At 64.6% G+C, this 22,648-nt stretch carries 21 protein-coding genes and 1 pseudogene; 13 read left to right on the top strand and 9 right to left on the bottom strand.

The window, feature by feature from the left end; all coding sequences use genetic code 11:
• Positions 1-30: 30 nt before the first annotated feature.
• On the top strand, positions 31-432 hold the full coding sequence (locus tag BRAD3257_RS03440) for a PTS sugar transporter subunit IIA (RefSeq protein WP_007597752.1): 402 nt from the start codon (positions 31-33) through the stop codon (positions 430-432).
• The gene (locus BRAD3257_RS03435; protein ID WP_122400667.1) at positions 429-746 is read left to right on the top strand and encodes an HPr family phosphocarrier protein; all 318 of its coding nucleotides are present in this window, start codon (positions 429-431) and stop codon (positions 744-746) included. The genes BRAD3257_RS03440 and BRAD3257_RS03435 overlap by 4 nt, the downstream gene beginning before the upstream one ends.
• 117 nt (positions 747-863) lie before the next feature.
• Here the strand turns inward: BRAD3257_RS03435 and BRAD3257_RS03430 are convergent, their stop codons facing one another.
• Positions 864-2,489, bottom strand: coding sequence for a glycosyltransferase family 39 protein (locus tag BRAD3257_RS03430; protein ID WP_122400666.1), 1,626 nt, complete (start codon positions 2,487-2,489; stop codon positions 864-866).
• Positions 2,490-2,603: 114 nt separating this feature from the next.
• Here BRAD3257_RS03430 and lepA point away from each other — a divergent pair, with 114 nt between their 5' ends.
• Positions 2,604-4,415 carry a translation elongation factor 4 gene (gene lepA / locus BRAD3257_RS03425; protein ID WP_122400665.1) on the top strand — a complete coding sequence of 604 codons (1,812 nt, stop codon included), beginning with the start codon at positions 2,604-2,606 and terminating at the stop codon, positions 4,413-4,415.
• 444 nt (positions 4,416-4,859) lie between these two features.
• Here the strand turns inward: lepA and BRAD3257_RS03420 are convergent, their stop codons facing one another.
• From BRAD3257_RS03420 to BRAD3257_RS03395, 4 genes are all read right to left on the bottom strand, one after another.
• Positions 4,860-5,276 (bottom strand): SRPBCC family protein, encoded by a 417-nt coding sequence (locus BRAD3257_RS03420; protein WP_122400664.1) that lies wholly within the window; start codon positions 5,274-5,276, stop codon positions 4,860-4,862.
• Positions 5,277-5,594: 318 nt separating this feature from the next.
• Positions 5,595-6,113, bottom strand: a complete 519-nt coding sequence (locus BRAD3257_RS03415) for a hypothetical protein (protein ID WP_122400663.1) — start codon at positions 6,111-6,113, stop codon at positions 5,595-5,597.
• 6 nt (positions 6,114-6,119) lie between these two features.
• On the bottom strand, positions 6,120-6,365 hold the full coding sequence (locus BRAD3257_RS03410; protein ID WP_244607853.1) for a tetratricopeptide repeat protein: 246 nt from the start codon (positions 6,363-6,365) through the stop codon (positions 6,120-6,122).
• 1,644 nt (positions 6,366-8,009) lie between these two features.
• Complete coding sequence (locus BRAD3257_RS03395) at positions 8,010-10,175, bottom strand: EAL domain-containing protein (protein WP_162500091.1); 2,166 nt, start codon at positions 10,173-10,175, stop codon at positions 8,010-8,012.
• Between the two features lie 450 nt (positions 10,176-10,625).
• Between BRAD3257_RS03395 and mepA the strand changes: the two genes are divergently transcribed.
• The 4 genes from mepA (at position 10,626) to modC (ending at position 14,132) form a co-directional block, all read left to right on the top strand.
• On the top strand, positions 10,626-11,570 hold the full coding sequence (gene mepA, locus BRAD3257_RS03390; RefSeq protein ID WP_122400660.1) for a penicillin-insensitive murein endopeptidase: 945 nt from the start codon (positions 10,626-10,628) through the stop codon (positions 11,568-11,570).
• Positions 11,571-11,972: 402 nt separating this feature from the next.
• On the top strand, positions 11,973-12,758 hold the full coding sequence (gene modA / locus BRAD3257_RS03385) for a molybdate ABC transporter substrate-binding protein (RefSeq protein WP_122400659.1): 786 nt from the start codon (positions 11,973-11,975) through the stop codon (positions 12,756-12,758).
• Between the two features lie 13 nt (positions 12,759-12,771).
• The gene (gene modB, locus BRAD3257_RS03380; protein ID WP_122400658.1) at positions 12,772-13,467 is read left to right on the top strand and encodes a molybdate ABC transporter permease subunit; all 696 of its coding nucleotides are present in this window, start codon (positions 12,772-12,774) and stop codon (positions 13,465-13,467) included.
• A 2-nt stretch (positions 13,468-13,469) separates the two neighbouring features.
• Positions 13,470-14,132 (top strand): molybdenum ABC transporter ATP-binding protein, encoded by a 663-nt coding sequence (gene modC / locus BRAD3257_RS03375; protein WP_122400657.1) that lies wholly within the window; start codon positions 13,470-13,472, stop codon positions 14,130-14,132.
• Between the two features lie 48 nt (positions 14,133-14,180).
• Here the strand turns inward: modC and BRAD3257_RS03370 are convergent, their stop codons facing one another.
• A complete protein-coding gene (locus BRAD3257_RS03370; protein ID WP_122400656.1) occupies positions 14,181-14,441 on the bottom strand; it encodes a PepSY domain-containing protein in 261 nt (86 codons plus the stop codon).
• Positions 14,442-14,665: 224 nt separating this feature from the next.
• Positions 14,666-16,459 (bottom strand): potassium/proton antiporter, encoded by a 1,794-nt coding sequence (locus tag BRAD3257_RS03365; protein ID WP_122400655.1) that lies wholly within the window; start codon positions 16,457-16,459, stop codon positions 14,666-14,668.
• A 207-nt stretch (positions 16,460-16,666) separates the two neighbouring features.
• On the opposite strand from BRAD3257_RS03365, the gene BRAD3257_RS03360 reads away from it, so the two are divergent.
• Positions 16,667-17,983, top strand: coding sequence for a mechanosensitive ion channel family protein (locus tag BRAD3257_RS03360; RefSeq protein ID WP_122400654.1), 1,317 nt, complete (start codon positions 16,667-16,669; stop codon positions 17,981-17,983).
• 186 nt (positions 17,984-18,169) lie between these two features.
• On the top strand, positions 18,170-18,991 hold the full coding sequence (map, locus tag BRAD3257_RS03355; protein ID WP_122400653.1) for a type I methionyl aminopeptidase: 822 nt from the start codon (positions 18,170-18,172) through the stop codon (positions 18,989-18,991).
• Positions 18,992-19,001: 10 nt separating this feature from the next.
• On the opposite strand, the gene BRAD3257_RS03350 is transcribed toward map, so the two are convergent.
• Positions 19,002-19,598, bottom strand: a complete 597-nt coding sequence (locus BRAD3257_RS03350; protein ID WP_122400652.1) for a bifunctional transcriptional activator/DNA repair enzyme AdaA — start codon at positions 19,596-19,598, stop codon at positions 19,002-19,004.
• A 132-nt stretch (positions 19,599-19,730) separates the two neighbouring features.
• Between BRAD3257_RS03350 and BRAD3257_RS03345 the strand changes: the two genes are divergently transcribed.
• The 4 genes and pseudogenes from BRAD3257_RS03345 (at position 19,731) to BRAD3257_RS03330 (ending at position 22,116) form a co-directional block, all read left to right on the top strand.
• On the top strand, positions 19,731-20,651 hold the full coding sequence (locus BRAD3257_RS03345; protein ID WP_122400651.1) for a DMT family transporter: 921 nt from the start codon (positions 19,731-19,733) through the stop codon (positions 20,649-20,651).
• A gap of 211 nt (positions 20,652-20,862) precedes the next feature.
• Positions 20,863-21,006, top strand: a pseudogene (locus BRAD3257_RS42460) (hypothetical protein); the annotation flags it as partial.
• A 59-nt stretch (positions 21,007-21,065) separates the two neighbouring features.
• On the top strand, positions 21,066-21,779 hold the full coding sequence (radC, locus tag BRAD3257_RS03335; RefSeq protein ID WP_122400649.1) for a RadC family protein: 714 nt from the start codon (positions 21,066-21,068) through the stop codon (positions 21,777-21,779).
• Between the two features lie 112 nt (positions 21,780-21,891).
• Positions 21,892-22,116, top strand: a complete 225-nt coding sequence (locus BRAD3257_RS03330; RefSeq protein ID WP_122400648.1) for a DUF4926 domain-containing protein — start codon at positions 21,892-21,894, stop codon at positions 22,114-22,116.
• A 61-nt stretch (positions 22,117-22,177) separates the two neighbouring features.
• Here BRAD3257_RS03330 and BRAD3257_RS03325 read toward each other — a convergent pair whose 3' ends face one another.
• Complete coding sequence (locus BRAD3257_RS03325; RefSeq protein ID WP_122400647.1) at positions 22,178-22,552, bottom strand: hypothetical protein; 375 nt, start codon at positions 22,550-22,552, stop codon at positions 22,178-22,180.
• Between the last annotated feature and the right edge of the window lie 96 nt (positions 22,553-22,648).

Here is a 22,648-nt window from a genome sequence, read left to right as displayed (position 1 = left end):
GCACCAAAAGCGCCCGCGAGGAGTTTTCCGATGATTGGTCTAGTACTTGTGACCCACGGGCGCCTTGCCGACGAATTCAAGGCAGCGCTTGAACATGTCATGGGCCCACAAAAGCAAATCGAAGCGATCACGATCGGCGCCGAGGATGATTCCGATCTCTGCCGAAGCGACATCATCGAGGCGGTTAACCGCGTCGATTCCGGCGACGGCGTTGCGATCCTCACCGACATGTTCGGCGGCACACCGTCGAACCTCGCAATATCCTGCATGAGCCGGCCCAAGGTCGAAGTGCTCGCGGGCATCAACCTGCCCATGCTGGTGAAGCTCGCCAAGGTGCGCGAGGAACGTCCGCTGCCGGACGCGATCGCGATGGCCCAGGAAGCGGGCCGCAAATACGTCACCATCGCCAGCCGCGTGCTCGCCGGCAAATGAGCGACGAGGCGCCACAAGCGGGGACGGGCGCGCCCGCGGGCGCGATCTCCAAGGAGCTTCTGATCATCAACAAGCGCGGCCTGCATGCGCGCGCCTCGGCGAAGTTCGTCCAGGCGGTCGAGCGCTTCAACGCGCAGGTGTGGGTGACGCGCGGCGGCGAGACCGTCGGCGGCACCTCGATCATGGGCCTGATGATGCTGGCCGCTGGTCCTGGCACGACGATCACGGTGTCGGCGGCGGGTACTGACGCCGAAGCCGCGCTCGCGGCGATCACCGAGCTCGTCGAGAGCAAGTTCAACGAGGAAGGGGTTTAGGACCCCAACGTCATTCCGGGATGGTGCGACAGCACCAGACCTCAGGTGCGCAATTGCGCACCGGGGAATCGCGAGCTTCCGGGTTCACGCTTGGCGTGCCCCGGAACGACGACAGCCTCACTTCCCCGGTGGCGCGATGTAAATGTTCCAGCTCATCGACGGGCCGGCCTTGCCGTGGGTGAAGCGGCGCGTCGACATCACCATGCGCTCGGCGTTCGGCGCGGTCTCGGATACCCATTTCTCGAACTTGGGCAGGCGTTCGTCGGTCGGATCGAACACGCCGATGAATCCATACGTCCTGACGTCGTCGAGTGACGTCAGACCCGAACTCCACGGCTCGTTCGGCGTGAACGCGGACGGATGATCCGGGCTGTAGAACACCATCGGCTGGATCGACTCCATGGTGCCGGCGACGACGGCCCAGCGCGAGGCAAAGCGCATGTGCCACTCCTGCGTCAGTTTGCGCGCCAGCTCGGAGCGCGCGCCATAGGTCGCGGTGTTGCCGGCATTGGCCGCCATCTCGCGCGCGGCGATCCAGGGCGAGGCGGCAAGCGTCGCGACGCTGAGCACGAGCCAGATCGCGGCGATGTTGAACAGCACCGCGCTCTGCACCCGCAGCGCGGGAATCGCGACCAGCGCCAGCGGCACCAGGAAGAACAGCGAGATGCCCCAATCGGTCTTCAAGTAGATGCTGAAGGCGAGCGCGCCGAGCGGCGGGCCGACCGCGACGATGACCTGGACAATCCAGATGTTCAGCGCCTGCGAGAGATCGACGCCTGCATTGGCGCCGCGCGCCCAGGCGCGCGTGACGATGCGCGTGGGCGCGCGCAGCAGCAATTTGACCCAGGGCGGCACCAGCGCCATGGCCAGCGCCGCGAGCGCCACCGGCAATGCCAGCAGCGCGACGTTATGCAGAGCATAGCCGGCGACGAGCTGATGCACCTGGCTCTTGTCCTGAAGGCTGTAGGTGTCCCCGGCATAGATCAGCGGCACGAAATGCGCATCCGCCAGCCAGACGATGTGCGGGATCATCGCCACGACCATCGTCGCGATCGCGACCCATGGCGCCGGCGACGACAGGAAGCGCAGCCGGTCGGGATGGATCAGCGCGGCAAGGCCGATGGCGCCGATCATGGTCAGCACCCAATATTTGGTCATCAGCGCCAGCGCGCCGGCAAGGCCAAGGAAGACTCCGGATTGCCAGCTCCGTTTCTCGAACGCATTGAGATAAGCGAGCACCAGGAGCGGCAACGTGACGAGCTGGAGCAGGTCCGGATTGTACTTGAAACCCTTGAAATTGAAGATCGGGTAGAGTGCGATCATCATGACGACCAGGAACGCGCGCCGCGCGTCCACCACGCGCAAGCTCACGAGCCAGCAGATCACCATGCCGCCGCTCACCGTCGCCATCGCCAGCGCATAGGTCGCCCAATCCGCCGCCGGGAACGCCTTGAACCAAAGGCCGGCGACCCAGCCCGACAGCGGCGGGTGCTTGCCGTAGCCCCACAGGAATTTCTGGCCCCAGCCCCAGGCTTCTGCGACGTCCATGTGAACGTCCTGCGCCGCCTTGAGATTGATCAGGATGAAGGTCCAGAGCACTGCATGCAGGATGGCGAGCTGGATCACCAGCCACAGACGGGCCTCGGGACGGATCGCGCAGGCAACCAGCCAGGCGCGGAAGCGGTTGTAACCCAGGCGGGTCTTCGCCCGCGCTCCGGCAGTGGGAAGAGAGGTCGTGGACATGGGCCGCTTGCTAGCGCGTTTTGGGCGTCCGTGGAATCAGCTTGGCGTGAAGAAAGGCCCTGAAAATACAGCAATATGGTTGCCGCACGGGGATGTGAGTGGTATCCCGCGCCCATGACGACCGTCCCCATTTCCAACATCCGCAACTTCTCCATCGTCGCCCATATCGACCATGGCAAATCGACGCTGGCCGACCGCCTGATCCAGATGACCGGCGGTCTCTCCGACCGCGAGATGGCGGGCAAGGAGCAGGTGCTCGATTCCATGGACATCGAGCGCGAGCGCGGCATCACCATCAAGGCGCAGACGGTGCGCCTGCAGTACCGCGCCAAGGACGGCAAGGATTACATCTTCAACCTGATGGATACGCCCGGCCATGTCGACTTCGCCTACGAGGTCTCGCGGTCGCTGGCGGCCTGCGAGGGTTCCCTGCTCGTCGTCGACGCCAGCCAGGGCGTCGAGGCGCAGACGCTCGCCAACGTCTACCAGGCGCTGGACAACAATCACGAGATCGTCCCGGTCCTGAACAAGGTCGACCTCCCCGCGGCCGAGCCCGAGAAGGTCAAGCAGCAGATCGAGGACGTCATCGGCATCGATGCCTCCGACGCGGTGATGATCTCGGCCAAGACCGGCCTCGGCGTTCCCGACGTGCTTGAAGCCATCGTCACCCGTCTGCCGCCGCCGAAGGGCGACCGCGACGCGACGCTCAAGGCGCTCCTGGTCGACAGCTGGTACGATGTCTATCTCGGCGTCGTCGTGCTGGTGCGCATCGTCGACGGCACGATGAGGAAGGGCCAGCGCGTGCGCATGATGGGCACCGGCGCGGCCTACGATGTCGAGCGCGTCGGCTTCTTCACGCCGAAGATGCAGCAGGTCGACGAACTCGGTCCCGGCGAGATCGGCTTCATCACCGCCGCGATCAAGGAAGTCGCCGACACCCGCGTCGGCGACACCATCACCGACGACAGGAAGCCGGTCGCCGAGATGCTGCCCGGCTTCAAGCCGGCGATCCCCGTGGTGTTCTGCGGCCTATTCCCGGTCGATGCGGATGACTTCGAGACACTGCGCGCGGCGATGGGCAAGCTGCGCCTCAACGACGCCAGCTTCTCCTTCGAGATGGAGACGTCAGCCGCGCTCGGCTTCGGCTTCCGCTGCGGCTTCCTCGGCTTGCTTCACCTCGAAATCATCCAGGAGCGGCTATCGCGCGAATTCGATCTCAACCTGATCGCGACCGCGCCGAGCGTCATCTACAAGATGAAGCTCACCGACGGCCAGGAGATCGAGATCCACAATCCCGTCGACATGCCCGACGTGGTCAAGATCGCCGAGATCGACGAGCCCTGGATCGAGGCGACGATCCTCACGCCCGACGAATATCTCGGCAGCGTGCTGAAGCTGTGCCAGGACCGCCGCGGCTCGCAGAAGGAGCTCACTTACGTCGGCTCCCGCGCCATGGTGAAATACGACCTGCCGCTCAACGAGGTCGTGTTCGATTTCTACGACCGCCTGAAATCGGTCTCCAAAGGCTACGCCTCGTTCGACTATCACCTGACCGACTACAAGCCGGCCGATCTCGTCAAGATGCAGATCCTGGTCAATGCCGAGCCGGTCGATGCGCTCTCGATGCTGGTCCACCGCACCCGCGCGGAAGGGCGCGGCCGCGCCATGGTCGAGAAGATGAAGGAGCTGATCCCGCCGCACATGTTCCAGATCCCGATCCAGGCGGCGATCGGCGGCAAGGTGATCGCCCGCGAGACGGTCCGCGCGCTGCGCAAGGACGTCACCGCAAAGTGCTACGGCGGCGACATCACGCGCAAACGAAAACTTCTGGAGAAGCAGAAGGAAGGCAAGAAGAAGATGCGGCAGTTCGGCAAGGTCGACATCCCGCAGGAAGCCTTCATCGCCGCGCTGAAGGTGGATAGCTGAGGCAACGGCCGGCCGCTTTGGACACCGACGAGGTCGGTCCGTCATCGGGGGCCCGCAAACAAAAACCGCGAAAACAACCCCATGCACAGTAGCCGACTCCTTGGTGGCATTGCATTTTTTGATTTTACGAAATCGATTTGACCCGTCGGGCAAAACAGGGGTATGGTGGCATCGTCGCAGCCCGTGTGAGACAGGCACGCAGCATCTGATCTCGACATCCAGGCACGACAACAGGTGGCGGCTTACGGGCCTCAATCCAGTGCGTAGGATGTATTGAGCTCTTGCGAAACCCATCGCCAAGGCGAGTGCAGCTCGATCCGACATGCGAGGGTGAGGCTTGATGCGTTTTGCTTCCGCCTTCGCTCTTCGAGCTACGGCGGACAAGTCGCTCGACCCACCGCCGCGACTTAATGGTTGCTACGAGCTGCTACGCCCTCCGCACGCCTACGACGGCTTCTGCTTCGCCTCGACGTACCGTGCAAAATTGTCGAGGATCGCCTGCCAGCCACCTTTCTGCTGCTCGACCGAGTGCATCGTTTCGGCATCGAAGACGACGCGGACGACGACCCCGTTCGGGCCGGGCACGAACTCGACTTCGGCCTTGCGATCGCCGAACGCATATTCGATCAGTTTGTGTTCGACGATCGTCGTGTAGGTGCCGGCGAAGTCGAAGCCCATGCTGCCGTCTTTGGCCTCCATCCGAGACGAGAAAGTGCCGCCTTCCCGCAGGTCGACCGTCGCCTTGGTCGTGTGCCAGTCGTCGGACGCAGCATTCCACTTCACGATGTCGGCAGGCGTCGTATAGGCACGCCAGACCCGATCGATGGGGGCGGCTACGCTGGTTTCGACGGTGATCCTCATGGGCATTTGCTCCAGTTCCGACTTTGACAGCTCGAATCGACGAAATCACGTCGCATGAGTCGGGTCCATCTCACGGCTCATCCGGACGTCCACCCAAGGACGATCGAGACCGGCCCAAGCCGACATGGTTCGGCCGTCAGCGCGCAAAAAAGTTGGAAAAGTGTGGCCAGCATGTCTTTTGGCTCGTCCAGCGGGAACGGTCGGTGGCTCGTCCAGCGGGAACGATCGGCCCTTGGCGGATCGGCCTCCAGGACGTCATTTCCGCGTGGGACACTGAGCTTTGAGCCTATCGGGACGCGCCGCGCGTCCCCGGCAAAGCTATCGACGGGGCGCCGAAAGCTCGTAGTTTACGCAATCCATCTTGATATCGTAGGGCCCCTGATAGATGCCGTCGCTCACCCACCGATAGACCTTGCGGTAGGTGGTGATTTGCTCGGAACGCGGTTGCCTTCCAGCCGGACGGTGAACATCCGAGATCGTCTGTGACGATTTTTCGATCAGGGTCAGCTTCTCGTCGGGATGATCGTCGCGCGCGAACACCATCTTCGGGACAAGCCCCGAATTGTTATCGGCTGCGCGAAAGCTCGAGCTCAAGAGCTGACCGTTGACCGAACCGAGCAGCGATCCGCGGACCCAGGCCTTCGGCAACATGATGAGCGAGGAGCGATTGAAGATGATGACCGGCTCATCGCCGCTGGGCAGCACGCCCCGACACCCGTAACGCCACTCGCTGGCGACACAAGGCGAGGCAATCGCCGCGAAGGCAAATGCGATCAGGCCGGTGAGAAGGGAGCGAACCGGGCGATTTTCGGCGGCGGCGGGGATCAAGTCGCGCATGGGACGTCAGATCGGTCTTGTCTTCTCTCGGATGGCCATCGACCGTTTCAGGACCTGCTGGGCATCGGCATAGCGGCCCTGATCCTTGTAGAGACCGGCGAGGTTGTCCAGGACGCCGGCGAGATCCGGATGGTTGGGGCCGAGGGTTTTCTCGCATGTGGCCACCGAGCGCTTGAACAGCCGCTCGGCCTCGGCGTTACGCCCCTGACGCGCATAGAGCGCCGCCAGAAGCAAGCGCTGTGACTGCAACACGGATCGATGCTTTCACGGCCTTCATCGCGCCTTCCTTCGTCGCTGATATCACGGACCTACGCGCCGTTGGTGCAGGCGGAAGCCGAACAGGTTCAATTCAGGCACGACGATGACGGACCAATCCACCATCCGGTCGCCATGTCCCGGCCAGGAGGACGAGCGCGCCCGCAAGATGGATTGAGCCCTTCGCGAAACCGCTTCGCCCTAGCGGGCGGGACGCAGGTTCGCGTTCTTGCCCGTTCCAATTCGTAAGAATGAAGTTTGATGGGTTTCGCTTCGCTCCGCCAATCCCACCGGCTGGATTGCGCCCGTTGTGCTCGAAGCGCGATTTAAAGCGTAACGAAAATCAAAACGCGCTTCGAAAGGTGAAAATTAGTTTTATGTCATAATCGTAATGACTCCGACGCAAAAAATGAAAATACTGTGCAATCAACAAGAATAATCGACGAGAATAACGGGAGGAGTAGATGGATACTGCGGGTCGCCTGCGCGCGATGGCAGTGTTGTGCCGCCAGACAGCCGCGCGTCATCCTGATCGAAGTTGGAAACTGCTCGCCGAAGCTGAATATTGGGAGCATTTGGCCAGGGATGCGCCGTTCGAGGATTTCGAACGTTGCTCGGTTGGCTCGCCGCCCGATCGAGAGCCCGACATCACGAAACCGGCCGCGGCTCTCACGGGGTGAGTGCGGAATAAAATGATTTGTTAGCTTCCGTGTGTCTAAGCTGAAGAGTGCCGCCCGCCGCCGTGCGGCACATTGGAATGGGAATGCCGGCCCCGGCTGTTACCCCCATCCTGCGGCTGGGGCCGTTTTGAACTTTCGCAGCATCGTTCAAACCCGGTCCACAACCATGCTTAGAGGCATCGCTATAGCGCTATTCGGAATGGGCATCTTTTCTCAGCTCGATCGAGCGCTCTTCTATGGTCGCAATACCGAGGCTGCGCTCAGTCTTATGCGCGACATCGGCCGAGGCTTCGGGCTGTAGAGCCACGTCCGCGCGCCTCCTCGATCAGGCAGCGCCCTACCCGGCGGCTACTTCTTCAACAGTAGTCCCTTCGTTCGTGCCATTCGCCTGACTGATCCGGCGTGGCGACCCAGTTCCGCGGCTATCTTCGATACTCCAACGCCCCGCCGGGCCAGCGCGACCAGCCGCCGAATCTCCTGCTCGGCCCATTGCTTTGGCTTCGGTGTCTTCATGGTGCGGCCCCACGACCTGCACAATTTAACGACTGCGGCCGGGGGTCGGCACTTGGGAAATTTACGGGTGGTGCACCCGGGTCGATATCCGACCGGCCCCCAAAGCGGAGATGGACCAAACTGTCGACTTCCGATGGCGAGCGGCTTACCTGCACCGACATGGCTCACCCGTCTGCGCATTCATGTTCAAACTACAACGGCCGGAGATCAGGAGCCACACCGCGATCGATTGCGGCGAGCGATATCAGCAGGGCGCTCATCAGGCCCAGCCCTGCGAAAGTGAGCAGCGTCTGCGATGCCAGGCTGTTCCAGCCCATGCTGAGCAGTGCATGAGCCGAAGGACAGCAAGACACTGGCGCAATCGCGCAGCAGATCCAACCGCGCGACACGCATTACGAGACGTGGGGAGGGTGATTTTGGCGGGAGGCAACAAGCGGCCAGCGCCGACTCACGCCACCAGCGCAGCGTCCTCGTCGCCATCGATGCCGCGCTGTGCGGCGAGCAGGCTGATGATCTCGGCATTCGGCCGGGCCTTGCTGAACAGAAAGCCCTGCCCCTCATGGCAGCCTTCGGCGCGGAGACAGCTCAGCTCGGCTTCGGTCTCGACGCCTTCGGCGGTGATGGTGACGCCAAGGCCCTTGCCGAGGCTGACGATGGAGCGGATGATCGCCTGGGCTTCGCGGTTGGCCGCCAAATCGCGCACGAAGGACTGGTCGATCTTGATCTTGTCGAAGGGAAAGCTGCGTAGGTAGCTGAGGCTGGAATAGCCGGTGCCGAAATCGTCCATAGAGATGCGCACCCCCAGTGCGCGCAGCGCGTGCAGCGTCGCCAGCACCTGCGCGCTCTTCTCCAGGAGCAGCGTCTCGGTGATCTCGAGCTCGAGCCGGCGCGGCGGCAGGCCGGAATGTTTCAGCGCGTCCGTCACCATCGAGAGCAGATTGCCGCTGCGGAACTGCAGCGGCGACAGGTTGACGGCGACGCGGACGTCGTCGGGCCAGGCCGCGGCATCGAGGCAGGCCCGGCGCAGCATCAGCCCGCCGAGCGGATTGATCAGGCCGGTGTCCTCGGCGACCGGGATGAACTCGGCCGGCGAGACCATGCCGCGCTCGGCATGCGGCCAGCGCACCAGCGCCTCGAAGCCGGTGATGCGGCCGCTCTGGAAGTCGATCAGCGGCTGGTAATATGGACGCAGCACGTCGTTCTGGATCGCATCGCGCAGCTCGACCTCGATCTTGCGGCGGCTCTGCGCCTTCGCATCGAGCGCGGCCTCGAAGAAGGCGAAGGTGCCGCGCGCATCCGCTTTCGCGCGCGACAGCGCCATGTCGGCGCTCTTGAGCAGCTTCTCGGGATCATCGCCATCGCCCGGCGCCATCGCGATGCCGATCGAGGCGCCGATCACCACGGAATGGCCGTCGAGCAGATAGGGATCGGCAATGGCCTCCAGCAGGCGTTTTGCGAGACCCACCGCGTCTTCCGGTCGCGCCAATCCGCTCTGCAGAACCGCGAACTCGTCGGAGTTAAGGCGCGCCAGCGCGTCCTCCTCGCGCAAGGTCGAGCGCAGCCGCTTGGCGACGCCGCGCAGGAGCTTGTCGCCGACCCCATGCCCCAGCGTGTCGTTGACCGCCTTGAAATTGTCGAGCCCGAGGATCAGCAGCGCGACCTTCTCGGCGCTGCGCCGCGTGTGCAGCAGCATCTCGTCCATCTGCTGCCGCAGCAGACTGCGATTGGGCAGGCCGGTCAGCCCGTCATGCTGGGCCATGAAGGCGAGCCGCGCCTCGGCGCGCTTGCGCTCGGTGATGTCCATCAGCGCGAGCAGCACTGCCGGCCGCTCGGCATAGGTCAATTCGCGGGAATAGATCGCAAGATCGATCAGCGCGCCGTCGGCCTTGACGTGCTTCCAGGTGCGGCCGGCCTGCTCCTCGCCGGTCGGATCAGTGGTCCAGGGCGGCTCGCTGTCGAACGCCTGCAAGGAGCGGATCTTCAGTCGCTCGAACTCGGCCCGGCTATAGCCGTAATGCGCGATTGCGGCGTCGTTGACACCGATGATGCGCTCGTCGTCCAGCGCGCAGATGATCATCGGCACGGGATTGCCGTCGAACAGCAGGCGGAACGAGGCCTCGCGCTGCTTCAATTCGGTGATGTCGACGCGCAGGCCGACGACGCCGCCGTCATCGGTCAAGCGCTCGTCGATCAGGATGACGCGGCCGTCCGACAGCTTCTGCTCGTGGCGCGCGCCGGGCTGATAGAGCTTTTGCAGCCGGTCGGCGATCCACGCGTCCTCGTTGCCGATGGCGTCGGGATAGTCGCCGCGGGCAACGCCGATGCGCAGCGTGTCTTCGAGGCGCGCGCCCTCCTTGAACAGATCGGCGGTCTTGCTGTAGATCTCGGCGTATTTCTTGTTCCAGAGGACGTAGCGGCCTTCGGCATCGAGAAACACGATGCCCTGCGGCAGAATGTCGATGGCCTGACGCAGGCGCTCATGGGATTTGCGCGCTTCGGCGATCGCGGCTTCCGCCTCGGCACGGCTGCGCAGGACTTGGTCGCGTTCGGAAAGGGCACGCGGCGCGCGCGCGAAGCGCGGCTTGCGCGCCTTTTGGCCGGCGCGGGCAAGCACGCTTTGCTTTCGCTTTTTCGTTGTTCGAGACCCCAAACTCAAGTCACTCATCCCAGTCGCGCCCAGCGGCCGCAAGTGTTGGGGCAAGTGTCTGAAAAAAAAGTAATCTTGACCGGCCGCCATCAGCCCGCGGCGGAGCTTGCTGCCTGTTTGCGCGGCGCGGCCGCGGCGGCAGGCACCGTCAGACTGAGTCCTGCACAGCAATCGATGATCAATCTGGCACAAAATTGCGCGGGCGCTTGAATCAGTTCCGAAATCGCGCGTGATTGCATGCGAGCTGCAGATTTTCCTCACGCCGCGCACGAATTTTGGTCAATGCAGGATAGGGTTATTGCACCGTTAAGAAACCGCGAGCTCGAGACGCGATTTGGGCGAGCTGCGATGAGCCGATAGCCGGCTCACGGCCTCATTCTTAACCCTGATGCAGCATTGGGCTATAAGGACGCCAGCATGAGTCGCCGCTGCATCACCCTCCTCCTGCTCTCGCTCGCCTGCCTGAGCGCCGGCGACGCGCCGGCCCAGGACAAGGGCAGCATCAACCCGAAGCCGCTGCCGCCGCTCGCCAACCCGAACGATCCCGATCTCGCCGCCAAGGAGCTGTTCGCGCGAAAGCTGTTGCCCTCGAAAGGGCCGGCCCATGTCATCGGCTCCTACACCAAGGGCTGCATCGGCGGCGCGGAGCAGATTCCGATCAACGGCGAGTATTGGCAGGTGATGCGGCTGTCGCGCAACCGCAGCTACGGTCACCCCGACATGATCACGCTGATCAAGCGGCTCGCCGCGAAAGCCCACAAGGACGCGGGCTGGCCCGGCATCCTGGTCGGCGACATCGCCCAGCCGCGCGGCGGGCCGGCGCTGTCAGGCCATTCCAGCCACCAGATCGGTCTCGACGCCGACATCTGGCTGACGCCGATGCCGGACCGCCGGCTCTCGCGCGAGGAGCGCGAGGACATGTCGGCGGTGATGATGGTGCGCCCGGACCGGCTCGATGTCGACCCCAGGGTGTTCACGCCAGGTCACGTGCTGGTGCTGCGCGATGCGGCGCAGGAGCCCGCCGTGCAGCGCATCTTCGTCAACGCCGCAATCAAGAAGGCGTTGTGCCGCGAGGCCAAGGGCGATCGCGCGTGGCTGTCGAAGATCCGCCCCTGGTGGGGCCACGACTACCACTTCCACATCCGCATGCGCTGCCCGGCGGGCGCCGGCGAATGCGAGGGCCAGCCGTCACAGGCCGAGGACGAAGGCTGCAAGCCCGCCGATCTCGCCTATTGGTTCTCCGATGCGGTGCTGCATCCCAAGCCGCCGCCGGAGCCGCCAAAGCCGAAGCCGCCGATGACGCTGGCGCAAATGCCGGCCGCCTGCAAGGCGGTGCTGCACGCGGCGGATGCGCAGCCGTAAACGACGCTAGCGCAATGCCGTCGTCCCGGACAAGCGCGCGCCGATCCGAGCCCCGTAATCACAGCGGGCGATGTGGCGCGGCAAGCCACACCGAGTCCCCGTAACCACACCTGCCTGTGACTATGGATCTCGGATCGGCGCTCCGCTCTGGACAACGCTACGCATTGTCCAGCGCTACGCTTGTCCGGGACGACAGCGGTGATTTAGGCGCACTTGTCCTGGGATGACGAACCAGGTTTGACCTAGCGGCGCGGCCTGCTATCTTCGCTACTGCGATATCCCCGCCGGCCGTAAGCCGTCGCAAGGGACCGTGGAACAGCGCTTCCGCCCGTCGCATCTGACCCATTCGACGCCAGATTTGCGCGTGCTGCCTTGCGCGCGAGCTCGCACGGAGCGCATCCCATGTTTCGTCTATCAGGACTTTTCACTGCCTTCGTCATCCTCGCCGGCGCGGCCCTCTCGCCGGCCGCGGCCGAGGACAAGACCATCACCGTGTTCGCCGCCGCCTCGATGAAGAACGCGCTGGACGAGATCGACGCCGCCTACACCGCCAGGACCGGCGTCAAGTTCATCGTCAGCTATGCCGCAAGCTCGGTGCTCGCCAAGCAGATCGAGCAGGGCGCGCCGGCCGACGTGTTCGTCTCGGCCGACACCGACTGGATGGACTACGCGATCTCCAGGAAGACCATCAACGAGCCTTCCAGAGTCAACCTGCTCGGCAACAGCATCGTGCTGATCGCGCCGAAGGATTCCAGGATCGACGACGTGACGATCGCGCAAGGCTTCGATCTCGCCAAGCTCGCCGGCGACGGCAAGATCGCGACCGGCGACGTCAAAGCTGTGCCGGTCGGCAAATATGCCAAGGCGGCGCTGGAAAAGCTCGGCGCCTGGCAGGCCGCGGAGCCGAAATTCGCGATGGCCGAGAGCGTGCGCGCGGCGCTGACGCTGGTCGCCCGCGGCGAGGCCGTACTCGGCATCGTCTATTCCACCGACGCCAAGATCGAGCCCGGCGTGAAGATCGTCGGCACCTTCCCGGCGGATTCACATCCCGCGATCATCTATCCGGTCGCTGCGACCACCACCGCCAAGCCGCAGACCAATGACTATCTCGCCTTCCTGCGCTCGACGGCGGCCAAGACCATTCTGGAAAAGTACGGCTTCAAGTTCCTGGTCACCCCGACGACGTGATATTTGCGGCTTGATGTCTGAGATTTCCCCCGCCGAATGGACGGCGATCCTGCTTTCGCTCAGGGTCGCCATCGTCGCAACGCTGGTCGCGACGCCATTCGGTATTGCGCTGGCATGGCTGCTCGCGCGACGTGACTTCTGGGGCAAGTCGATGCTCGACGCCGTCGTGCATCTGCCGCTGGTGCTGCCGCCTGTCGTCACCGGCTATCTCCTGCTTCTCACCTTCGGCCGCCGCGGCCTCGTCGGCGGCTTTCTCGCCGACCATCTCGGCATCGTCTTCGCATTCCGCTGGACTGGCGCGGCGCTCGCCTGCGGCGTGATGTCGTTTCCGCTGCTGGTGCGCCCGATGCGGCTGTCGATCGAGGCGATCGACCGCCGGCTCGAGCAGGCCGCCGAGACGCTTGGCGCGGCGCCGTGGAAGGTGTTCTTCACGGTGACGCTGCCGCTGGCGCTGCCCGGCGTGCTCGCCGGCATGGTGCTGGGCTTTGCCAAGGCGATCGGCGAGTTCGGCGCGACGATCACCTTCGTCTCCAACATTCCCGGCGAGACCCAGACGATTTCCTCCGCGATCTATTCGCTGATCCAGACGCCGGACGGTGATGCCGCTGCGGGACGGCTGGTGATCGTCTCGATCGCGCTGGCGCTGGGCGCATTGATTGCCGCCGAATGGTTCGCCCGCCGCGCCACCGCGCGGCTGCACGGAAACTGACCATGCTGCGGGTCGACATCGAAAAGCAGCTTGGCGAATTCTCGCTGCATGCATCCTTCAGCAGCGAAGGCCGCGTCATCGGCCTGTTCGGCGCCTCGGGCGCCGGCAAGACGTCGCTGGTGAACATGATCGCCGGGCTGTTGCGGCCCGACCGCGGCACCATCGTGATCGACGGCGAGACCGTCGACGATACCGCGGCAGGCATCCATGTCCCGGCCTGGCGCCGTCGCATCGGCTATGTGTTCCAGGACGCGCGGCTGTTCCCGCATCTCGACGTCGCGCAGAACCTCGATTACGGACGGCGGATGAACCGCCTGCCGTCCGATCCTGTCCAGCACAGGCGCATCATCGACCTGCTCGACATCGGTGCCCTGCTCGGCCGCCGCCCCGGACGACTCTCCGGCGGCGAGCGCCAGCGCGTCGCGCTCGGACGCGCGCTGTTGTCGAAGCCGAGGCTGCTGCTGCTCGACGAGCCGCTCGGCGCGCTCGACGAGGGGCGCAAGCTCGAGATCCTGCCCTATCTGGTGCGGCTGCGGGATGAAGCCAACGTACCCATGGTCTATGTCAGCCACGACGCCGCCGAACTGCGCCAGCTCGCGATGCAGATCGTGACGCTGAAGCAGGGCCGCGTGACGAGTCTCGGAGGCGTGAAGGTGCTGACGTGAGGCACTTGCAGCCCGGCTTGCGCGAAGCGCCATCCGGGCTACGAATAGCTACCAGCCGCGATCGACGTTGCGCACCTCGCCCGTCCTCGCATCGACATCGACTTCCATCCAGCGCCCGGCGCGATCGCGGCCTTCGATCTGCCATTCATCGCCGAGGAAGTTCGTGTGCGAGACCGTGGCGACACCAAGATCACTGGCAACGTCGAGCGCGACTTGCATGGAAATCTGATCGCCGGTGTCATAGGCCATCGCCGGCGCGGCCGATCCGAGGCCGATCGCGACGATGGCAGGCAGGATGAAACTTCGCATGGAACTGCTCCTGTCAAAGACGTTGCTCGGGCTGAGAACGGGCGGAACGGCGCAGCGTTCCGGCTATCAACTTGGCGGAACAGCGGAAACTTTCGGCGGTTGCGGCGATTTGGCTGCGGCTGCCTGGTGTTCCGTTCCCGCAAATTGCCACGCCACCTTTGAGCTCGCGCCGTGCCCATTTGATGGGCACGGCGCAAGGGCGCCTTTGCCTCCCTACGGCAGCGTCAGACCCCCGCGACCGAGGTCCACAGCTCCGCAAGTCTCTTGCGCAAGGCCTGCGCGCGCGTCAGCGGCGCGGGCGTCTCGTCTTCTTCGGGCAGACGGAGGCCGACGACGTTGACGCGGCCCCCGGAGATCGAGCGCGCGACAAGCACGATCTCGTCCAGCGCGAGCTCGGCACCCTCCTTCGGCGCTCGGTCGAGATGGACGTCGAAATAATCGGCGAGCGTGAGCTTGCCCTCGTCCTCGCTCACCTTCACGCCGTAGATCTCCGCAAGCTCGGCGAGGGTGTGCTCGCCGGAGACCATGAAGTCGCCGAGCAGATGCGGATCGGGCGCCGAGCTCGGCTGCATGTCGACGAAAAAGCGGTCGAGCGACTCGGCCTTTTCCGGCGGGGCCAGCAGGTAGATGTAGTCCCCGGGCGCGATCGGGTCGGCTTCGGTCGGCGTCAGGATGTTCTCGTTGCGGATGACGAGTGTCGGCTTGGACCAGGACGGGATCAGGCCGCGGCGGAAATACAGGCTCTTGGGCCGCACCGGATAGCCGACCAGTTGCTGTTCGAGCTGGCCGGGCAGATCCAGTTCGACGCGGCGCGGGCCGCGCTCGGCGCGCGGCAGTGCCACATGCAGCTTGCGCGCCGCGGGCGCCAGGGTCCAGCCTTGCAGCAAGAGCGAGATGATGACGACGACGAAGGCGACGTCGAAATAGAGATAGGCCTTGGACAGCCCGACCAGCATCGGGATCGAGGCCAGGAAGATCGCGACCGCGCCGCGCAAGCCGGTCCAGGCGATGAAGATCTTTTCGCGCCAGTTGAAGCGGAATGGCATAAGGCACGCAAACACCGCGAGGGGCCGCGCGATCAGCATCAGGACGAGCGCGACGGCGACCGCCGGCAATATGCTCGCGCCGAGCCGGCTCGGCGAGACCAGAAGGCCGAGCAGCACGAACATCACGATCTGCGCCAGCCAGGTCGCGGCATCGAGGAACGTCACCACCGAATTATGCGCGCGGGTCGGCCGGTTGCCGATGATGATGCCGGCGAGATAGACCGCGAGGAAGCCGGAGGCGTGCATGATCTGCGAGCCGCCGAAGATCACGAGCGCGCCCGTGGTCACGAACGGAGCGTGCAGGCCCTGCGGCAGCGCCACCTGGTTGAGGGCGATCACGACGAGGCGGCCGCCGATCACGCCGACGATGGCGCCCAGCGCCGCCTCCAGGAGGAACTCCACCAGCACATGCCCGGGCGAGCTCGAGCCGACCGAGATGTATTCCACCAGCATCAGCGTGAGGAAGATCGCGAACGGATCGTTGGTGCCGGATTCCGCCTCCAGCGTCGCGCCGACGCGCGGGCGCAGGCGCAGGCCCTGGGTATGCACCAGCAGGAACACGGCGGCCGCGTCGGTCGAGGCCACCACGGCACCGACCAGCAGCGACTCCGCCCAGTTGAGGTCGAGCGCGTATTTCGCGAACGGCGCCGTGACGACGGCGGTCAGCAGCACGCCGACGGTCGCGAGCACCACGGAGGGCGCGAGCACCGTGCGGATGCTGGCAAAGCGCGTGCGCAAGCCGCCGTCGAACAGGATCAAGGCGAGCGCGACGGAGCCGACCAGATAGGTGGTGCGGACGTCGTCGAACTGCAGATGCCCGGGGCCGGACTCGCCGGCGACCATGCCGATGGCAAGGAAGACGAGCAGCAGCGGCGCGCCGAAGCGCAGCGCAAGCAGGCTCGACAGGATACCGGCCATGACGAGGACGGCGCCGAGCAATATGGCGAGACTGACGGAGTCGAGGGAGGCCATCCACCTTCCGGGTACAAATCGCTGGAATTTCATCCTTATCGTCGGCAGACTCGCGCGCCAACCCATTTCCGCTCCTCGCGGCAATCTGCCGGCATTTTACGGCCTTAACGCGCTTTACTTGGCGGTGTATCGATGGCCGGGCCGCGCCCTTTGTGGGATTCTGCGGCTCCCTCGAATCAATTCCTCCCCGCTTTGCCGACGAGACCGATGGACATGGACCTCAAAGACTTCATGGAGTTCGTGCAGACGACCGCGCGCAGCGTCGGGGCGGAAATCTCCTCGCCCTGGTTCTACCTGCAATTCGGTCTCATCCTGGCCGCGGCCGGCATCGCCTATGCCGCGGAGGCCGCCATTCGCAGCCGCGTCGACATGACGTCACTGGCGATGCGCTGGCCGCTGCCGCTCCGGCACTTCGTCCGGGTGATGGTCTCCAGCGCCTCGACGGCGGTGTTCACGCTGCTCGTGATCATCTCGCGCGTGGTGATGTACCACGCGACCTGGCCGAGCCGCAGCTATCTCCTGATGGTCGCAGCCAAGCTCGGCTTCGCCTGGCTCGTGATCCGGCTCGTGACCTCGGTGCTCCGCAACGCCTTCATCGTCAAGCTGGTGTCGATCACGGCGTGGTTCGTCGCCGCGCTCTCCATCGTCGGCCAGCTCGATGCGACGGTCGACCTGCTGGATTCGTTCGCGATCGTGCTCGGCGGTCTCAGGTTGACCCCGCTCTTGGCGCTCAAGGCCGGCGCGCTGCTGCTGATCGCGCTCTGGCTGACCAACATCGCGAGCAATTTCGCCGAGAGCCGGATCAACGCCACCACCGACCTGACGCCGTCGGTGCAGGTGCTGCTTGTGAAGATCATCCGCATCGGGCTGCTTGCCGTCGCAATCGTCATTGCGCTCGGCGCAGTCGGCATCGACCTGTCGGCGCTCGCGGTGTTCTCCGGCGCGGTCGGCGTCGGCATCGGTATCGGCCTGCAGAAGATCGTGGCCAATTTCATCTCGGGCATCATCCTGCTCGCCGACAAATCGGTGAAGCCCGGCGATCTCGTCACCATCGGCGACAATACCGGGCGGATCAGCGCGATGAAGACGCGCTATATTTCCGTCGCCGCCGGCGACGGGCGCGAATTCCTGGTGCCGAACGAGGACCTGGTGACGCAGAAGGTCGTCAACTGGACCTATACCGACAAGAACACACTGGTGAAGATCGCCTTCGGCACCAATTACGACGCCGATCCCCGCCTGGTCTGCACGCTCGCTGCCGAGACCGCTGCTGCCCATCCGCGCGCCCAGAAGGGCAAGCCGCCGACCTGCATTTTGACCGAGTTCGCAGAGGCCGGCATGAAGTTCTCGCTGACCTTCTGGATCGCCGATCCCGACGGCATGGACAGGGTTAAGAGCGACGTGATGCTGGCGCTGTGGGACGCGTTCAAGCGCGAGGGCATCCGGGTTCCCTACCCCGTCCGCGAAATCCGCATCCGCGGCGGCGCCCTGCCGGTGGAAACCACCGTAGAAGTCCCGAATTAGGGCACTTTCCCATCCAAGGCTGGCAAGCCTCTTGTTTTTGACGCGTTTTCTTCACGCGAACCGGTAGCCACTTCGCTCGAAAACGCTCTGCCTCGGCTTGCATGAAGGCTGCCAATCATTAAATTAGGGCGTGAAATCAAGCCTTTTCGCCGATATCGAGATCAGCCCCGAGAAGATTTGACACGCATGAGCTACGTCGAAGCCACCGATACCTCCCTGCGCAAGACCGGACAGATCAAGCTGCATGGGCCGAACGCCTTTGCCGGCATGCGCAAGGCGGGGGCGCTGGTGGCGAAATGCCTCGACGAGCTCACCGACATCGTCGCACCCGGCGTGCCGACCTCGAAGATCGACGAATTCGTCCGCGATTTCGCCTTCAGCCATGGCGCCTATCCGGCGACGCTGATGTATCGCGGCTATCGATATTCGACCTGCACCTCGCTCAACCACGTGGTCTGCCACGGCATGCCGGGCGACCGTCCGCTGAAGGAGGGCGACATCGTCAACATCGACGTCACCTTCATCGTCGACGGCTGGTATGGCGATTCCAGCCGGATGTATGCGGTGGGCCCGATCGCCCGCAAGGCCGAGCGGCTGATCGAAGTCACTTATGAGGCGATGATGCGCGGCATCGCCGCGGTGAAGCCCGGCGCCACCACCGGCGACATCGGCCACGCCATTCAGAGCTTCGTCGAGCCGCAGGGCATGAGCGTGGTGCGCGATTTCTGCGGCCATGGCCTCGGGCGCATGTTCCACGACGAGCCCAACATCATACATATCGGCCGGCCCGGCGAGGGCGTGCAGCTCAAGCCCGGCATGTTCTTCACCATCGAGCCGATGATCAATCTCGGCAAGCCGCACGTCAAAATCCTCTCCGACGGCTGGACCGCGGTCACCCGCGACCGCTCACTGTCGGCGCAGTTCGAGCACTCCGTCGGCGTCACCGCGACGGGCGTGGAGATCTTCACACTGTCGGAACGGCACGGCGAGAAGCAGATCGGCGCCTGATCGCGTTGTCCTAGCGCCGGCGGCGGAATGACGAAGGCGTCCTCTTGTAAGTCGCGGCAAAAGCGTCGTTGAACCTGCGAACGCTGCCGAAGCCGGCCGCAAACGCAATCTCTGCCAATGTCATCTCGGTCTGGTCGATAAGCCGCTTGGCTTCCTGTACGCGGCGCGTCGCGGCGATCTCACTCGGGCTTGCGCCGGCATGACGCATGAACAGGCGGAGCAGGTGACGCGGCCCCACGCCCAGGGTTTCCGCAAGCTCGGTCATGGTCGCGCGATCGAGAAAGCCGTCATTGATCAGGCGCATCCCGCGCGCGACGGTGGTCGCCGTCCCCATCCAGGCCGGCGAGCCCGGCGCGGTTTCCGGCCGGCAGCGCAGGCACGGGCGAAAGCCGGCTCGCTCGGCGGCCGCCGCGGTCGCATAGAAGGTGACGTTCTCAGAGCGGGCCGGACGCACCGGACAGACCGGCCGGCAATAGATGCCCGTCGAGCGAACGCCGGAGAAGAACAGGCCGTCGAAAGCGCGCGCACGCGCGAGGCGCGCCCGATCGCAGGTTTCCCAGTCGAGATGCGGCGGCAGCGTCTGCCGATGCGCCGAGCCTGTCGTCATGGCCAAATCATAGTTTCAAGCCGCCCTTCCGAGTAGCTGAAATCGGACTCGACCGGGCGATGAGGTCCGAATCCAGCCAGCCTGCAGCGCCGCTCCTGTTCATGGTCTCGATGGATTTCCGGAGCAGATCGCATGAGCACACAGGCACAACAGACGACACCAAGACAAACCCGTCTCGCGTTCGAGATCGGACTCCTGCTGCTTCTCTCCCTGATCTGGGGCAGCTCATTCACGCTCATCAAGGTCGCGCTTCCGACGATCCCGCCCTTCACGATGGTCGCGGCGCGGGTGACGATCGCGGCCGTTCTCCTGATCCTGGTCGCCCTCGCGCAGGGGCATGCCCTGCCGCGCCAAGGGCCGGTGTGGGCGGCTTTCGTCGTGCAAGGGCTGCTGCAAAGCGCGCTGCCCTTCACCCTGATCAGCTGGGGCGAAACGCATATCACGAGCGGTCTCGCCGGCGTGCTCAATGCGACCCCGCCGATGTTCGTGCTAGCGATCGCGCTGTCGACCGGACGCGGGCGAGAGGCGATCAGCGGCCGCAAGATCATCGGCGTTGCGCTGGGCCTGGCCGGCGTCGCCCTCACCATGCGAGTTGACGCGCGCTCGGGGTTCGGCACCACCGCGCCGCTGGCGCAGGCCGCCGTCCTGGCGGCGAGCTTCTGCTACGCGCTGGCACCGATCTGGGGGCAGCGGTTCGCGAACCTTCCCGCGATCGTCACGGCCGCCGGCGCGATGAGCTGCGCCGCGGCCCTGATGCTGCCCATCGCCGCCGTGCTCGATCGGCCCTGGACACTGGCGCCGACGATGCAGGCGATCATGGCAGTGCTCGGCCTGGCGAGCGTCTGCACCGCGCTCGCCATGGTGATCTATTTCCGCCTGATCCATACGCTTGGTCCGCTCGGAACGACGAGCGGTAGCTACCTGCGCGCCGGCTTCGCCGTGGCGCTTGGGACCACGCTCCTTGGCGAGAGCTTCACGTGGTCGATGCTGGCCGGCATGACGTTTATCGTCATCGGCGTCATGGCGGTAACCGGCCCCATGCGGAAGCGATGAGGGGACTTGCAATTGTCGTTTGAGAAATTCCGTCGACCAGAATGCGCTTGATCTGGAGCTCGCTTGCGCCAGCCAAGGTGCCGACCTCAATCCCCGAGGCAGTCTCAATGCACCAATGTGGTGCCGCCAGTCATCGCACGCGCAACGGTCCCACCCAGGGCAATCCTGAGCCCCTGAGAACGTAGGCGCGAGCAACACATCAATTGAGGCGGTGTCGCTGATTCAACACCTGATGAGCTTCCACGACGCAGATAGCGACCTCGGACGCATCAACCGCTCGGCGATCGGTGTCCCCGTAACCATCCATCCCTGGACCGCGCGCGTTCTGCGCCACGCCCAAGCCCATGCGGCAGTCACGAGAGGACTACAATTCTCGATTGAAAATTTTTCTCGACAAGGCAATGCTGGCGGCCCATGCCAGCCAGATCCGACCACGACAAGAGCAAGCCTGAGGACGCGCCGCACTATCTCGGCCATCGCGAGCGGCTGCGCGAGCGCTTCTATAGCGCAGGCGCGGATGCACTCAGCGACTACGAGCTGCTGGAGATGGCGCTGTTTCCGGCGCTGCCGCGGCGCGACACCAAGCCGCTGGCGAAGACGCTGATCAAGACGTTCGGCTCGTTCGCCGAGGTCGTGCATGCGCCGGTGGCGCGCTTACGCGAGGTCGACGGCGTCGGCGAGTCCGCGATCAACCAGCTCAAGCTGATCGCTGCGGCGGCGCATCGCGTCGCCAAGGGCGGGGTCAACGGCCGCAACGCGCTGTCGTCCTGGAACGAGGTGATCGACTATTGCCGGACCAGCATGGCGTTTGCCGACAAGGAGCAGTTTCGCCTGCTCTTCCTCGACAAGCGCAACCAGCTGATCGCCGACGAGGTGCAGCAGACCGGCACCGTCGACCACACCCCGGTCTATCCGCGCGAGGTGATCAAGCGCGCGCTCGAGCTGTCGGCGACCGCGCTGATCCTGGTGCACAACCACCCCTCCGGCGATCCCTCGCCGTCACAGGCCGACATCCAGATGACGAAAGCGATCATCGACATCGCCAAGCCGCTGGGGATCGCCGTGCACGATCACATCATCGTCGGCAGGAGCGGGCATGCCAGCCTGCGCGGGATGCGGCTGATCTAGGCGCGAGATCCAACGTCCGTCACGGAATACACCGGCCACGAATAGCATCCTTGGGACACGTTTGAGAAACAGACATGCCACGTGACCTTGGTACCGAGGAGGATTAGTACTGATGATTAATGAATTGGACCTTGTCGTATTGAAGCGGGATGTGCCTTCGGAACGGCTAACCGCCGGTGACGTGGGCACCGTCGTCCTGGTGCATCAAGAAGGCGAAGCCTTCGAAGTCGAATTCACGACCCTGTCGGGGGACACGGTTGCCGTTGTGACTCTCGACGCGTCTGACGTGCGCCCGGTCGGGGCGCGCGAGATCGTCCATGCGCGCGCAGTCAACTGATCCAATGCCGACGTGCATCCGATGACCGCTCGGCACCAATACCGCTGACAATTGCCGGCTTTCACGGCTCGACCCACCGCTGCACCGCCTCCGCGGTGTCGGCAGGCGTGGTGTTGAAGCAGATCGCGGCGTCAGGCGCCAGGCGATGGACGAGGTTCAGCACCCTCTCGAACAGCAGCAGGCGCTCCCTCGGCTCGCGCAGGCCGGCGCCGATCACGATGCAATCGAAGCGCTCGTCGCGCAAGGCCGCCGTGACTCCGGCTTCGGCCGTCGCATCGAGATCGATCAGGCAGCTCGTGACCTCGAAGCCGAGATCGCGCAGGCGCAGGAGCTGCGCCTCGATGTAGTCGCGCACGAGCTCCGGCGTCAGCTGCGGAAATGCGCTGTAGTCGGCATTGCCGGGTTCGATTCCGATCGCCAGGACGCGCTTGGGCATGCAGGACTCCTTGCCGGACCGTCTCGCCTTGTTAATGGATCGACGGCCGCGCCGGTTCCTTGAGCGGTGCGTTGCAGGATTCTACCAATGATTTCA

The organism is Bradyrhizobium vignae (assembly GCF_900324035.1).
GTDB lineage: Bacteria > Pseudomonadota > Alphaproteobacteria > Rhizobiales > Xanthobacteraceae > Bradyrhizobium > Bradyrhizobium vignae.
This window is presented reverse-complemented; position numbering and strand designations above follow the sequence as displayed.

Bases quoted from the DNA above. Each gene is read 5' to 3' on its own strand.
- BRAD3257_RS03360 (WP_122400654.1), top strand. From the start codon at position 16,667: ATGGACATGGACCTCAAAGACTTCATGGAGTTCGTGCAGACGACCGCG.
- BRAD3257_RS03435 (WP_122400667.1), top strand. From the start codon at position 429: ATGAGCGACGAGGCGCCACAAGCGGGGACGGGCGCGCCCGCGGGCGCG.
- BRAD3257_RS03420 (WP_122400664.1), bottom strand. From the start codon at position 5,276: ATGAGGATCACCGTCGAAACCAGCGTAGCCGCCCCCATCGATCGGGTC.
- modC (WP_122400657.1), top strand. From the start codon at position 13,470: ATGCTGCGGGTCGACATCGAAAAGCAGCTTGGCGAATTCTCGCTGCAT.
- BRAD3257_RS03325 (WP_122400647.1), bottom strand. From the start codon at position 22,552: ATGCCCAAGCGCGTCCTGGCGATCGGAATCGAACCCGGCAATGCCGAC.
- BRAD3257_RS03365 (WP_122400655.1), bottom strand. From the start codon at position 16,459: ATGGCCTCCCTCGACTCCGTCAGTCTCGCCATATTGCTCGGCGCCGTC.
- radC (WP_122400649.1), top strand. From the start codon at position 21,066: ATGCCAGCCAGATCCGACCACGACAAGAGCAAGCCTGAGGACGCGCCG.
- BRAD3257_RS03350 (WP_122400652.1), bottom strand. From the start codon at position 19,598: ATGACGACAGGCTCGGCGCATCGGCAGACGCTGCCGCCGCATCTCGAC.
- BRAD3257_RS03415 (WP_122400663.1), bottom strand. From the start codon at position 6,113: ATGCGCGACTTGATCCCCGCCGCCGCCGAAAATCGCCCGGTTCGCTCC.
- BRAD3257_RS03430 (WP_122400666.1), bottom strand. From the start codon at position 2,489: ATGTCCACGACCTCTCTTCCCACTGCCGGAGCGCGGGCGAAGACCCGC.
- BRAD3257_RS03440 (WP_007597752.1), top strand. From the start codon at position 31: ATGATTGGTCTAGTACTTGTGACCCACGGGCGCCTTGCCGACGAATTC.
- modB (WP_122400658.1), top strand. From the start codon at position 12,772: ATGTCTGAGATTTCCCCCGCCGAATGGACGGCGATCCTGCTTTCGCTC.
- BRAD3257_RS03345 (WP_122400651.1), top strand. From the start codon at position 19,731: ATGAGCACACAGGCACAACAGACGACACCAAGACAAACCCGTCTCGCG.
- BRAD3257_RS03330 (WP_122400648.1), top strand. From the start codon at position 21,892: ATGATTAATGAATTGGACCTTGTCGTATTGAAGCGGGATGTGCCTTCG.
- modA (WP_122400659.1), top strand. From the start codon at position 11,973: ATGTTTCGTCTATCAGGACTTTTCACTGCCTTCGTCATCCTCGCCGGC.
- mepA (WP_122400660.1), top strand. From the start codon at position 10,626: ATGAGTCGCCGCTGCATCACCCTCCTCCTGCTCTCGCTCGCCTGCCTG.
- map (WP_122400653.1), top strand. From the start codon at position 18,170: ATGAGCTACGTCGAAGCCACCGATACCTCCCTGCGCAAGACCGGACAG.
- lepA (WP_122400665.1), top strand. From the start codon at position 2,604: ATGACGACCGTCCCCATTTCCAACATCCGCAACTTCTCCATCGTCGCC.
- BRAD3257_RS03370 (WP_122400656.1), bottom strand. From the start codon at position 14,441: ATGCGAAGTTTCATCCTGCCTGCCATCGTCGCGATCGGCCTCGGATCG.